Origin of the sequence: Roseburia intestinalis L1-82 (genome assembly GCF_900537995.1) — a bacterium.
In the GTDB taxonomy this organism is placed as follows: Bacteria; Bacillota; Clostridia; order Lachnospirales; family Lachnospiraceae; genus Roseburia; species Roseburia intestinalis.
Window position 1 is genome coordinate 1,243,765 of sequence record NZ_LR027880.1, and the last position, 12,823, is coordinate 1,256,587.

Annotated in this window: 18 protein-coding genes; 15 read left to right on the forward strand and 3 right to left on the reverse strand. The window is 43.2% G+C overall.

Features of this window, described 5'->3' with window-relative positions:
* Window positions 1-239: 239 nt before the first annotated feature.
* Window positions 240-986, forward strand: coding sequence for a hypothetical protein (locus RIL182_RS05820; RefSeq protein ID WP_015561355.1), 747 nt, complete (start codon window positions 240-242; stop codon window positions 984-986).
* 170 nt (window positions 987-1,156) lie between these two features.
* Window positions 1,157-2,032 (forward strand): sensor histidine kinase, encoded by an 876-nt coding sequence (locus RIL182_RS05825; RefSeq protein ID WP_006855457.1) that lies wholly within the window; start codon window positions 1,157-1,159, stop codon window positions 2,030-2,032.
* Between the two features lie 20 nt (window positions 2,033-2,052).
* Here RIL182_RS05825 and RIL182_RS05830 read toward each other — a convergent pair whose 3' ends face one another.
* Both RIL182_RS05830 and RIL182_RS05835 read right to left on the reverse strand, forming a co-directional pair.
* Window positions 2,053-2,508, reverse strand: a complete 456-nt coding sequence (locus RIL182_RS05830; protein ID WP_006855456.1) for a threonine/serine exporter family protein — start codon at window positions 2,506-2,508, stop codon at window positions 2,053-2,055.
* Window positions 2,509-2,512: 4 nt separating this feature from the next.
* Window positions 2,513-3,286, reverse strand: a complete 774-nt coding sequence (locus tag RIL182_RS05835; RefSeq protein WP_006855455.1) for a threonine/serine exporter family protein — start codon at window positions 3,284-3,286, stop codon at window positions 2,513-2,515.
* A gap of 461 nt (window positions 3,287-3,747) precedes the next feature.
* On the opposite strand from RIL182_RS05835, the gene RIL182_RS05845 reads away from it, so the two are divergent.
* The 11 genes from RIL182_RS05845 (at window position 3,748) to hcp (ending at window position 10,595) form a co-directional block, all read left to right on the forward strand.
* The gene (locus RIL182_RS05845) at window positions 3,748-3,915 is read left to right on the forward strand and encodes a hypothetical protein (RefSeq protein ID WP_044998483.1); all 168 of its coding nucleotides are present in this window, start codon (window positions 3,748-3,750) and stop codon (window positions 3,913-3,915) included.
* A complete protein-coding gene (locus RIL182_RS05850) occupies window positions 3,906-4,559 on the forward strand; it encodes a stage V sporulation protein AA (protein WP_006855451.1) in 654 nt (217 codons plus the stop codon). The genes RIL182_RS05845 and RIL182_RS05850 overlap by 10 nt, the downstream gene beginning before the upstream one ends.
* Window positions 4,549-4,995 (forward strand): stage V sporulation protein AB, encoded by a 447-nt coding sequence (locus RIL182_RS05855; protein ID WP_006855450.1) that lies wholly within the window; start codon window positions 4,549-4,551, stop codon window positions 4,993-4,995. Before RIL182_RS05850 ends, RIL182_RS05855 begins: the two co-directional genes overlap by 11 nt.
* 103 nt (window positions 4,996-5,098) lie before the next feature.
* Entirely contained in the window at window positions 5,099-5,425 is a 327-nt protein-coding gene (locus tag RIL182_RS05860; RefSeq protein WP_006855449.1) for a DUF3837 domain-containing protein, read from the forward strand.
* A 141-nt stretch (window positions 5,426-5,566) separates the two neighbouring features.
* A complete protein-coding gene (locus RIL182_RS05865) occupies window positions 5,567-6,112 on the forward strand; it encodes a SpoVA/SpoVAEb family sporulation membrane protein (protein ID WP_006855448.1) in 546 nt (181 codons plus the stop codon).
* Window positions 6,113-6,213: 101 nt separating this feature from the next.
* Entirely contained in the window at window positions 6,214-6,675 is a 462-nt protein-coding gene (locus RIL182_RS05870; protein ID WP_044998482.1) for a hypothetical protein, read from the forward strand.
* Window positions 6,676-6,878: 203 nt separating this feature from the next.
* Window positions 6,879-7,265 carry a histidine kinase gene (locus RIL182_RS05875; RefSeq protein ID WP_242655451.1) on the forward strand — a complete coding sequence of 129 codons (387 nt, stop codon included), beginning with the start codon at window positions 6,879-6,881 and terminating at the stop codon, window positions 7,263-7,265.
* A 133-nt stretch (window positions 7,266-7,398) separates the two neighbouring features.
* Window positions 7,399-8,457 carry an iron-containing alcohol dehydrogenase family protein gene (locus tag RIL182_RS05880; protein ID WP_006855445.1) on the forward strand — a complete coding sequence of 353 codons (1,059 nt, stop codon included), beginning with the start codon at window positions 7,399-7,401 and terminating at the stop codon, window positions 8,455-8,457.
* Between the two features lie 37 nt (window positions 8,458-8,494).
* A complete protein-coding gene (locus RIL182_RS05885; protein ID WP_006855444.1) occupies window positions 8,495-8,677 on the forward strand; it encodes a hypothetical protein in 183 nt (60 codons plus the stop codon).
* 38 nt (window positions 8,678-8,715) lie between these two features.
* Window positions 8,716-8,904, forward strand: a complete 189-nt coding sequence (locus RIL182_RS05890; RefSeq protein WP_015521492.1) for a hypothetical protein — start codon at window positions 8,716-8,718, stop codon at window positions 8,902-8,904.
* A 14-nt stretch (window positions 8,905-8,918) separates the two neighbouring features.
* The gene (hcp, locus tag RIL182_RS05895; RefSeq protein WP_172606702.1) at window positions 8,919-10,595 is read left to right on the forward strand and encodes a hydroxylamine reductase; all 1,677 of its coding nucleotides are present in this window, start codon (window positions 8,919-8,921) and stop codon (window positions 10,593-10,595) included.
* 68 nt (window positions 10,596-10,663) lie between these two features.
* Here the strand turns inward: hcp and RIL182_RS05900 are convergent, their stop codons facing one another.
* Window positions 10,664-11,464 (reverse strand): HAD family hydrolase, encoded by an 801-nt coding sequence (locus RIL182_RS05900; RefSeq protein WP_006855441.1) that lies wholly within the window; start codon window positions 11,462-11,464, stop codon window positions 10,664-10,666.
* Window positions 11,465-11,562: 98 nt separating this feature from the next.
* Between RIL182_RS05900 and RIL182_RS05905 the strand changes: the two genes are divergently transcribed.
* Window positions 11,563-12,057 (forward strand): subtilin biosynthesis sensor protein SpaK, encoded by a 495-nt coding sequence (locus RIL182_RS05905; RefSeq protein ID WP_242655450.1) that lies wholly within the window; start codon window positions 11,563-11,565, stop codon window positions 12,055-12,057.
* A 23-nt stretch (window positions 12,058-12,080) separates the two neighbouring features.
* Window positions 12,081-12,725, forward strand: a complete 645-nt coding sequence (gene pcp, locus RIL182_RS05910; RefSeq protein WP_044998481.1) for a pyroglutamyl-peptidase I — start codon at window positions 12,081-12,083, stop codon at window positions 12,723-12,725.
* Window positions 12,726-12,823 lie beyond the last annotated feature (98 nt).

Here is a 12,823-nt window from a genome sequence, read left to right on the forward strand (position 1 = left end):
CTATTTTATAGCTAAACTGCTGTTTCCGTCAACTGTTGCCCCAGTGTTGTACACAACCCCTGAAAAATATCGAAAGGATTTTTTTTCCCGCGTGGATAAGATTTCGATATGATTGAAAACGGTCATAAAATCAATCGTAAAAAAATACGATTGTTTTTATGATTGATTTTGCATATAATCAATACAATGAAATTGGAAAGAAAACAGTTAGTATGCAAAGGCAGGAAGGACACTCACAAATGAAAGACAAAAGCGAAACTTCAACAACAGATTTGATTATACTTTTTTTCCTTCTGTTCATTATTTCAAATATTTTATTTGCTGTTGCCTGTATGCTGCTCAGTGATGACGCAGAGTCGAATTTGAAGCTGATAAAAGATTTTGCGATCAGCACGGGAAGTCTGGTCGGAATAAACATAGTCGGATTGATACTGATTGAATGTTTTGAAAGAATTGAAAAATATATTTTTCGGCGAAAAAACCAAAAGGAATGTTTCGGGGAAGGTAATTTTCAGGTATTGCGGTGTAGCAGCAGATACTACATGCTCCCGATTGCAGTTACTGCGCTGGATATGATGTTTGTATTATCTTTTTTGCATGAGAGAAACAAAGATGCACAGGTGATGATAGAATTTTTTCAAGGCAGAGATGGAATTTTTCCACTGTTTTGTATGGGATTTTTTAACATCTATGGCGTTTATGTGCTGGCGCATTACTGCTGTTATAAAGTGTATTGTACAGGATATTTGTTAGAGGTAATCCATTTTTTGAGGAAAAAAAGCATACCGTGGAGTGATATAAAAAGCATAGAATTTTTCTATCTGGATCAATACAAGAAACAGAGGATTGTGATAAATCTTGAGAAGAAAAAGATTGTTTTTCGCGCAGAGGTGTTAAACGATGGCTGGGATCCTTTTGTGAACTGGGTACAGGATATGGCAATGAGATATCATATTTTGTTTAACGGTAAAATCCTGACTGTTTGACTTGCAAATAAGATAAAAATCCAAAACTACACACCAGATACAATGCATTACGGTATGCTCAAAAGAAAAGGGATATAGAGCGTAAAACGGACAGCACACCAGGTTGACTTTGCCTGCGGGGGAAGGTAAAATACAGCTTAAGATAGTATAAACCCGGGGAGAAAACTGCAATGCTAAATATAACCATTGACAAGGTCAGGCACATTGAAGACAAGGATGCCAATGTACGCGACACGCTTGTCGAATTACAGCACGCACTTGATAAATCTGAACAGGAAAGACATTTTTATGACGCTCTGTGCATTGACTACACTGCGGCATACTTATGCGACCTGATGGCAGATACCATGACTGTCATCAAGAAAAAATCATTCTCCCACTGTGCTGCCGAAGAACTCCAGTCTGGCAGCATACAATGCTATTCTCAATGGATACGGCATTCTTATAATACTTTTGTCGTGAAAGAGTCGGCCCCGGGCTTTATGGAAATGTTTGACAACAGGAATCTGATGGCATATCTGGATGATCATGAGAGCTTTGTATACCGGCACAGAACACTGCCGAACCGTGCAGGAATGGAATACTTTGAAGCGCGGGCAGTGCGTCTTTATTCAGATGATGACAGCTACAAGATCATTCTTGGCTACCGTCCGATCGATGACATTGTCGAAGAGGAAAGGGAAAGCCGTCAAAAATTAGAGCAGGCGTTAAAGAGAGCCGAGGAAGCAAGCCATGCAAAATCAGCCTTTTGGTTTAATATGTCTCATGACATCCGCACGCCGATGAACGCCATCATTGGTTATACTGATCTTTTAGAAATATATGGGGATGACGTGGAAAAACGGGAGGACTATCTTGGCAAGATCAAAAGTTCCAGTGAATATCTGCTATCCCTTCTCAATGATGTTTTAGAAATGGCGCGTATTGAAAGCGGAAAATATATCATGGACGAAACGGTAACGGATATCAGGGAGTTTGACCGGTCTATCTGCGATGTATTTGAGAATCAATTAGAGCAGAAGGGGATCCGTTCTGTTTTTCTGTAAGTTCTTTTGCGATGCTGGCATCAGGCATGGCTTCTTTGCCGTTTTGTCCGGTGCTGCAGTGCGTTAAACCATGCCTGCGGCAGGGAAAAACCGAAGATGATACCGAGTACGATCGCTCCGGCAACTTTGATTGTCTCCATTCCGTAACGTGAAAATTCATTCATGTCATTCATAATAAAATAATAGGAAGTATAATAAATACCAGCCCCCGGCACCAGTGGGAAAATACCGGCGATCAGGTAGACGGTCACCGGATTTTTACGCAGGGCGGCAACCATCCTTGAAAAGACCGTGAGGGCAAGTGTTGCGATCATGTTTGCAATGACGGTTCCGGTGTCAAACTGCAGGCAGATCAGATAGACGATCCATCCGATCGCACCGGTAAGTCCGCAGAAGAGAAGTTCTGATTTTGGTGCACAAAACAGCACGGCAAAAGAAAGCGTTGCGATCATACTGACAATAAACTGAATAAACATAGTATTACAAAATACCTCCTACTACAAGATTATAGATCGTCATGACGGTTCCGACACCTGCCGCAATACAAAAAGCGGTGAGAACCGCATCGATCATGTGGATCGCGCCGGAGAGATAATCGCCGTTAAAGAAATCGCGGATTGAAGTCGTTAATGCGATCCCCGGCACTAACGGCATGATCGCACCGATGATGATCTTGTCATACAAAACCGGCAGTCCAATGGAAAAAGTGATCAGACTGACGAGTGTCACAAGTGCGCTGCCGAAAATATTGGTGATGAATTTTGAAGTTTTCCGCTGTGAAAACTTTTTTAACACCATATTTAAAAGTGCGCCGGCGATAAATGCTATCACGCCGTCTAACGGAGTTCCGCCAAACAGAAATGAAAAACTGCCGCTTCCAAGACCGCAGAAAAAGACTTCCGTCCATTTGCTGCAGGTGGGAATCGCTTTACATTCATCTAAACGTGTCCACGCATCTTTTAGGGAACATTCGTGGAAACAGATTTCCCTCGAAAGCTGGTTTAAGGCTGCGATACGCCCAAGATGTGTCTGACCGAGCGGGACATGACGGATCATGCTGCACGCATCATCTTTATTTTCATTTGCACTCGCAAAAATTCCATTTGAGAGCACATAAACGTCATATTCTTCAATTTCATATGCCTCTAAGATATGCATTACGGTATCTTCCACACGGTACACCTCCGCGCCATTTCGAAGAAGAGCATCTCCGGTCTCCACCGCTAAAGATAAAATTTCCTTTGTGACTGCCATGGTGCAGTTCCTTTCTATCAGTGAAATTGATCATTATAGTTGTTCAACTGTTATGTTAAAATCCCGTTCCTGTCAGACAGGAGTTTTTATTATAAACACTCATGAAAAAATAACATGTTTTTGGATAAAAAGCAATCTGTCATGTGTAAAAAATTATATACTTTCCAATAAAAAGTAAGATGCCATATGCAATGATTTCCTGTAAAAGTAATTTTACATATTCTAATGCTTCTGTTTTGTTTATACATAATATCCCCAAAAAAAGAGATAATAATTTGCAAAGTCAGAAATCAATGGAGGCTTAGTGTGAAAAATAAGCTCGATAGCTTATTTTTCGCACGGCTATTTGTTTCTGAGCAAAAACAAATAGCTTCTATGACAAGGCATAAAAAAACATGCCTACGAGAATTTGAGATTCTCGTTGCCTCTTCGCAACAAGTTGCTCAGAAATGAGGTTTACTATGAATTGTAGAAAATACAGAGCAGTTTTACTTGGAGTGATAGTTATGATACTGGTGGTCGGGGTTTGTTTCTACACAAAATATCGGAAAGAAAATGAGATACCGACGGATGGAATGTTGGTATATGACAATTCGGAGGATGAGGATGTGAATAAGATATGGGCGTAAATAACGAAACACTTTATTTGAAAATCGAGCAGAACACGATCGTTTATGACCGGCATGTCGTGCTGAACGATATTGCAAAGATGGAGTGCACGAACGAAGCGGTTCTGCGTCAGTTAAAACAGAAAAAGATATACAGTTTTACGAATCAGAAAGATGAGAAAAAAGAGAAAAACCAGATGCAGGTTTTTTCTGTGTTAAAGATCATTGAGCAGATTCATGAAGATTATCCGTCGCTGACGATTTCCAATGAAGGCGAGAGTGATTTTATCATAGAATATATTCCGAACCCGGAAAAGCCAAAGGTAATGAATACAATCAAAACTGTGCTGCTATGCATTATCATTTTTTTTGGCTCCGCATTTACGATCATGGCATTTAACAATGATATTTCCGTGACGGATGTGTTTGACAAATTATACGGACAGGTGACGGGGACAAAGGCGGACGGTGTGAATGAGCTTGAAGTGTGCTACTGCATCGGACTTGGACTTGGCATCATTTTATTTTTCAATCATGTCGGAAGAAAGAAGATCACGCCCGATCCAACGCCGATCCAGATCGAGATGCGGAAATACGAAAAAGATGTGGATACCACATTTATTGAAAATGCAGGCAGAGGAGGTCACAGCATAGATGTTTCTTAATCATATTCTGCTCGGATTTTTAGGAATTGCGTTTGGCGGCGCGGTCGCTGCGGGAACGTTTGCTTTTGTGATCGTCATCGGTGTTGTTCCCCGTATGATCGGAAAATGTAACCGTGCGGCGGGTACGCTCTGCTTTGAGCAGGCAATCATCCTTGGCGGAATCCTTGGAAATATCGTCTCCGTATTTTTGCAGATGCATATTCCGCTTGGACAGGTATCAGGACATATCTTTCTCGGCCTGTACGGGCTCTCGGCGGGAATGTTTGTCGGCTGTATCGCGGTGGCTCTCGCAGAGATATTAAACACATTCCCAATCCTGTTTCGCAGGGCAAAACTGAAAGTTGGTCTCCAGTGGGTCATGTGGACGATGGCGGTCGGCAAGACGTGCGGGGCGCTTTATTATTTTGTGAAAAAAATCGGGGAAGGGTTGTCGTAGGAGAGGTTTGACGTGTGAAAAATTTCAGATTAAAATGATAGAGGTTTGGAACAATTTTTTGTTCCGGATTTTTCATAATGAATACAAACAGGGGGAATGAGAAATGGTCACATCCATCGCACGTCAGAGTGTTATCATAAAATGCAACATGCAGAAATCTGTCCTGACCGGCAACTACGAATTTTATTATGCTGCAGGGCTTATTGCAAAATTATCCGGGGTTGAGATTTCAGATGACATCAAACCGATCGAACTGGGGGTACTTTTACATCAGGAAATCGAAAAGACAGAGCCGAAGGATGAACAGGAAAAGTACCTGTTTTCGATGCTAAAGGACTATAAGCCGACCGATGAGTATGATGAACAGATGAAGGAGCTGCTCCTGTGGGGAAAAGGCGAGCAGTATCTGTGGACGGTAACGATTCTGTGAATCAACTGTTCAGGGTAATTTGGATTGGAGTCATAGGGAGCATCTGCCCATTCTAAGAGTTCTTTTGAAAAGCTGCGAATAAATATAGAAAAGATCTGACATACTATTCCAATAAGAGGAAAATATACGGGAGGAAAAACCATGGCACAACCAACCACCAAACAAAGCAGTTCAGCCAAAACATCAGATGAGCAAAAGCAGAAAAATTTATCCAAAGTGTCATACGGCGCAGACAAAAAAGTACGAGACCAGGCATACAATGAATATGTGGAGTCCATCACCCCAAAACACAACCTTGCAGCAAATATGGCAAAGGCATTTGTGATGGGAGGGATTATCTGCTGCATCGGGCAGTTCATTTTAAATATCTGTAAAAGCCTTGGACTTGATAAAGAGATGTCGGGTAGCTGGTGCAGTATCCTGTTGATCTTATTATCTGTGATCTTAACAGGGCTTAATCTGTATCCGTCACTTGCAAACTGGGGAGGTGCCGGTGCGCTCGTGCCGATCACCGGATTTGCCAACGGTGTTGCGGCACCGGCGATCGAGTTTCAGAAAGAGGGACAGGTCTTTGGAATCGGTTGTAAAATATTTACGATCGCGGGACCGGTCATTTTGTATGGTATTTTTTCGAGCTGGGTATTGGGACTGATCTACTGGGCGGCAAAAATGTTTGGATTTTGTTGACAATAAGCTGATTGCTATGCTTTACTAAAAGAGTAAGGTTTCTTTTCGATATATTAGAAGTCAGTGAAACCACAGAAATAGTCTCGCAGAGTGAAGACACTGTGACAGAGCAAGCGGTGACAGAAGAAACCGCAGACAAAACAGAAAGTACAGAAAGCACAGATGCGACAGAGCTAGACGAAACAACGGAAATATCAGATACAGCAGAAACTGAAATATCGGAAGAAACAGAAACTGAAAAAGAGTCTGGCGCGACACAGATCTTAGCAGGAACCTACGATGCTGTTATCGGCGGAACATATTCAGGTGTGTGTGAAAATCAGGGGGATTATTACCTGTACTATGTTACACTGCCGGAAGCAGGAAAACTAACGATTGCGATGACGGCACAGATGGAGAAGTGTGAGGTATCCGTATATTCTACGGATGAGGAAGAACTTTATTCACATACGGAAGATTGTAATGAAAATACGAAAAGAGTTGTGGCATCCTATGAAGTGTATCTGACTGCCGGTACATACTATATCAAGGTAATGGAAGCTACAGCGGTGTTAAATCTGTAACAATAAAAAAATAAGCATGTAATAACGCAGCGATAAGGAGACGTGGATATAAAATCTGCGTCTCTTTTCTGCATAAACTATGGCTGTTTAAAACGTGATATTTCTGAGACTGAAACACCGGTGAACTTTGAGGTAAATTATTTTTTCACCGGTTTTGTAATCTTTAGCCCAAAATGCTGGATAACGAGGAAAATCGAAAAGATTTGGATGAGATAGGATCTATCATCACAAATAAGATCAATCAGCAGCCGTCTTGTTCACAAGATGGATTCCCAGATACAGTTAAAAGGTACACTGGGAAGGGAAGCAGATTTTATTTTACATTGCAGTTAAAACCGGTGGAAAGTGATCTGCTGCATGAGATGACACCGGATCTGTCCATGGATTTTACCAGAAAAGGAGTCTTTGTGGTGGAGGATAATGCATTGAATATGGAAATTGCATGTATGCTTTTAGATACATTTGGCATTGAAGTTAAGGAGGTGTATAATAGAAAAGAAGCAGTGGAAGATGTGCGTACTACACCGCCAGGATATTATGATGCAGGAAATGGATGGACTGGAGGTAACGCGAATGATCAGACAGCCTGACAGGGAGGACTGCAAAACACTTCCGGTCAATGTCAGTCTGTTAAAGGAGACACTTGCGTCAATATTGGGTTGATATTTCAGAGTATTGGTTAAAATAATTTAGAGAAACAGGGTAGTGAAAAGGAGAAACAGAATGCAGACAGGAAAAGGTATTTCAATACCATCCATCTTAAAAGTTGGAAAAGGTGCTTTAACTAAAATAGGCAGTTATTTAAAGAATGAAGGAATCGAACAGGCCGTTATCTTTTTTGGAAATGGTCTGATCGATATGTTTGGAACGGATGTGATGAATTCATTAAAGCAGGAGGATATCAAAGTCTTAGAATACAGTGAATTGGATACCGTGGATATCGACGAAATCATTACACTGGCGTTTGCAATGCCAAATAAGACACAGGCGGTCATTTCCATCGGTGGTGGAAAGGTCATTGATGCGGGAAAATATGCGGCATTTTTACGCAATCTTCCATTTATCAGTGTGCCGACTTCCAGTTCGAGTGATGGATTTTCCAGTGCGAGTGCATCCCTTCTTGTCCACGGAAAGCGCACTTCGGTTCCGGCACGGCTTGCTTACGGCATTATTGTGGACACACAGGTCATAAGAACTGCACCGGAGAAGTTTATCTATTCCGGGATCGGCGATATGATCTCAAAGATCACAGCACTTTATGACTGGATCTATGAGGAAAAATGTGGTTATAGTGAAGTGAATGACTTTGCTGTCATGATCGCGAAAAAGGCGGTCAACAGTTTTGTGCGGACACCGTATGAGAGCATCAAAGATGAACTTTTTTTAAAGGAGCTGGTGGATTCCCTTGCCATGAGCGGGATCGCCAATGAGATCGCAGGAAGCAGTGCACCGACAAGCGGAAGTGAGCATCTGATCTCACACGCATTGGATAAAATATTAGAAATTCCGCAGTTACATGGGATTCAGGTCGGAATCGCAACTTATATCATGAGTAAAGTGCAGGATCACCGTTATGTGCGTGTGGAGACGGTTCTGCGGGAAACAGGATTTTTTGATTATGCCGCGACGTTAAAGATGAAGCGTGATGATTTTATCAAGGCAATCGATATGGCACCATCCATCAAGCCGTTCCGCCACACTTATCTGCATGAGGAAAACTACCGTGAAGCGGCAAAAAAACTGGTACTTGAAGATGAAATTTTAAGTAAGATTCTCGTATAAAAACAGAAATACCGGAGAAAACTAAATAAAAATACAAATGAGAAAAGTAAATGTTCCTGTGATGGGGCATTTACTTTTTTTATTTATGACAATAGAATGTTCGCGGAGCGTGCATTCTATTGTTGGAAACAAGGTGAAAAACAGGGAGGAAAATCCTCTGCTCGCTAATGAGTTCGCATTTTCCTCCGGAAAACAGGGAGGAAAATCCTCTGCTCGCTAATGAGCTCGCATTTTCCTCCGGAAAACAGGGAGGATTGTATGATTAAAGAAGATGGATTACCGGTAGGACTTGGGTTTGGATTAGCGATGAATGAGAAAGCGTTAGGACAGTTTTCCATGATGACGGAAGACGAAAAGAGGCAGGTCATTGATGCGGCGAGAGGTGCACAGACAAAGGAGCAGATGGCGCAGATCGTAAAAGATATTGCGGATATGGAATTTTTTTAGAATTGGAGATTATGATGGGAAATAACATGGATTTAAACTATGAGATGTTCTGCTACCAGTGTGAGCAGACGGCAAACGGAAAGGGATGCACCAAACTCGGTGTCTGCGGAAAGACGCCGGAGATCGCTAATCTGCAGGATCTTTTGATCTTTCAGGTAAAGGGGATCAGCTGCTACGGGAAAGTGCTGATGGAAAACGGTGCACATATGGATAAGACAGTGGTCAGTTTTATTGAAAACGTGCTGTTTACAACATTAACGAACGTGAATTTTGATGTGGATGCACATTTAGAACTGCTACGGGAATCACAGCGGATCAAAGAGCAGGTCAGGGAGATGGCGGGAAGGAGCAGCAATCCGACGGCACATGCTGCCTACGATCTGCCGGAGAGCAAGAGCGATATGCTGCGCGATGCACCGCTTGCGGGAATCATGTACGACAATACATTAGATCCGGATATCCGTTCCCTGCGCCAGACGATCATTTATGGATTAAAAGGCATCAGCGCGTACGGACATCAGGCAAGAGAACTTGGTTATTACAGTGACGAAGTGGATGATTTTTATCTTTTGGGGCTTGAGGCGACAACAGATGACAGTCTGACGGTGGAGGAGCTGATCCGCATGACGATGCGCACCGGTGAGATGGCGCTTGCGGTTATGAAAAAACTTGATGAGGCAAATACGACGATCTATGGAAATCCATATCCGCACAAGGTGGATGTGACAATCAAAAAAGGTCCGTTTATCATTGTTTCCGGGCACGACTTAAAAGACCTTGAGATGCTGCTGGAGCAGACAAAGGATATGGGCATCAATATTTACACCCACGGTGAGATGTTGCCGTGCCACGGTTATGAGGGGTTAAAAAAATATCCGCATCTGATCGGAAATTTTGGCGGTGCATGGCAGGAGCAGCAGAAGCAGTTTGACAACCTTCCGGGCTGTATCCTGATGACGACAAACTGTCTGATGCGCCCGCGGGAAAGTTACAAAGACCGCATTTACAGCACGAACGTGGTCGGCTGGGAAGGTGTGAAGCATATCGGAAAAAATGAAAAAGGGGAAAAAGATTTCAGTGAGATTATAAAGCAGGCATTGGAGCTTGGAGGATTTAGGGAAGATCAGGAGAAGAAAGAGATTTTAGTCGGCTTTGGGCATGCCGCAGCTTTAAGTCAGGCAGATAAGATCGTGGAGGCGGTAAAAGGCGGACAGATCCGGCACTTTTTCCTGATCGGCGGCTGTGACGGAGCCAGACCGGGAAGAAATTATTACACGGAATTTGCTCAGATGGTGCCGAAAGACTGTGTGATCTTAACACTCGCCTGTGGAAAATACCGGTTTAATAAGTTAGACTTTGGGGAGGTGGCAGGACTGCCAAGACTTTTAGATGTCGGACAGTGCAATGATGTATATTCGGCGGTCAGGATCGCCACAGCGCTTGCGGATGCGTTTGAAACTGATGTCAACGGACTTCCGCTTTCCATGATCATTTCGTGGTATGAACAGAAAGCGGTGGCAGATCTCTTGGCACTTTTAAGTCTCGGTGTCCACAATATCTATCTTGGACCGACACTGCCTGCATTTTTAAGTCCGAATGTATTACAGTATCTGACCGATACGTTTCATTTGAGACAGATCAGTAATGCTGAGGATGATATTAAGACCTGTCTCAAACAAGATATTGCGTAAAATAAAAGATGATCTGCATGATGAATGAATAGAATGTCCGCGGAAATTTTGGTGTCTGTGTAAAGAAATCACGACTCGAAAAATCCAAGCTGCTCTAACGCATAAGCGATACCATCCTCGCTTGCGCGTTTTGTTACAAAAGATACCTGATCAAACAGGGAAGCCGGGGAAGCATTTCCCATGGCGACGCTGTTTGGTACATAAGAGAGCATCGGAAGATCGTTGTTGCTGTCGCCGATCGCATAGGCGGCGTCAAGATCCAGATGATAATAGTCAAGCACATACTGGATGCCGGTCGCTTTGCTGTAACCGATTGGAACAAATTCGCGGAAGGTACCGCCGCGGTCGATGCAGGTAAAATAAGGATCGCTGACTTTCCGGAATTCTTCTAACTGGTCAGGAGTCTGATACCAGACCACAAATTTATCGCAGAAAAAATTCGGATTTTCCAAATTCTCCGGCATATCATAGCCGCGGTTTAAAAATGCTTTATACTGGTGTATGGCATCCGGGTGTGTGAGGGATTTGCTTTTATCAAAGGCAACTTCTTTTCTGGATTCGAAAAGAATATCCACATTGGTTTTGCGTGCCGCCTCTAACAGCTGCATGGTAATGCTGTGTGTCTGTGCAACGTGCAGTGCCTCTGTGCCGGAACAGAAAATATTTGTGCCGCATCCGCAGACATATCCGTCAAAACCGATCCGTCTGAAACGTGGTTCCACGTTCTGAAAGCAGCGGCCGGTATTAATAAACATCAGATGACCAAAGGTGCGCGCATGTCTAATGGCATTTATGGCACTCTTCGGCAGGGAACCGTCGATCTCCGAGGTTAAGGTTCCGTCAATATCAAAAAAAGCAATTTTTTTCATAGGCTGATCTCCGTAAAATAATGATGATAAATATTTTTAACCGAAAGAATTGTACGGTATTTTTTTCGAATTGTCAAAATGAAATGGGAAATGGTATAATGATCAGAGAAAATACTGTGAAAACAGCGTGGGAATGGAGGATTACCATGAAATATCATACGATAAATGAACTGGATCATTTTTGTTTTAAGGAGGCATACATTGCGCAGATCTGCGCGGTAAACGGGATGTTTGAAATCGTATTTGATAATGTGACGATTCTGCCGGCGAATTCCTGCAACCGCGATATCCGGGAGATGCGTGCAAATGAACTGGTTTTAAAGATCAGTGAACCGAAAATTGAAGCACTGGTGGAGGAAGGCTATAAAGTCTATGATGCGAACGGCAATTTAAAACAGAAAAATGAGGATATTACGATCGCACCGGAGGCGTATGCAGACAAATTCAAAGAATTAGAGGGCTGTGAAGTGTATTCCATTGAGCAGGAAAACGGAAATTATGTTATTTCCATCGATACGGAGGATCATACCTTTTTGCTTCGCGTCAGCGGTTCCGGGGATACACAAGAGTGGGATCGTTTCTTGAACAAATAACCGGAGATAAAAGGAGCATACGAATGAAAATATTAGTGACAGGCTTTGAACCGTTTGGCGGAGCAGTGATCAATCCTGCCTACGAGGCAGTCAAACTTCTCCCTGATGTGATAGCGGGGGCAGAAGTGATCAAAATTGAAATCCCGACCGTGTTTGGAAGGGATGAGGAAGTGGTCAGGGCTGCAGTGGAGAAACATCATCCGGATGCAGTTTTATGTGTCGGACAGGCTGGTGGAAGATCCGGGATCACAGTGGAAAAGGTCGCAATCAATCTGATGGAAGCGCGTATCCCGGACAATGAGGGAAAGCAGCCGCTCGATACACCAATCCGGGAAGACGGAGAGAATGCATATTTTGCGTCGCTTCCAGTCAAGAGCATGGTACAGTATATGAAAGAGGCAAAGATCCCGGCGCGCGTTTCCTATACAGCCGGAACTTTTGTCTGCAACGATATCATGTACCGTGTCCTCTACATGATCGATAAGGAATATCCACATATGAGGGGCGGATTTGTCCATGTCCCATACTTACCGGAGCAGACGCTTGATCTGCCGGAGGGAACACCGAGCATGCCGGCGGAGATGATCGCAAAGGCATTAGCGTGCGGCATCCGGGCGATCGTTGAGAACGAGGCAGATGTGAAGACGATCAGTGGGGAGACGCACTGACCTGGTGCACATGACAACGTGAGTGTGTGACAACCGGCAATCATAAAAAAGAATATCATGAAAAACGAAAAATGCCGGAGTGGTGCAAAAAGATGTGT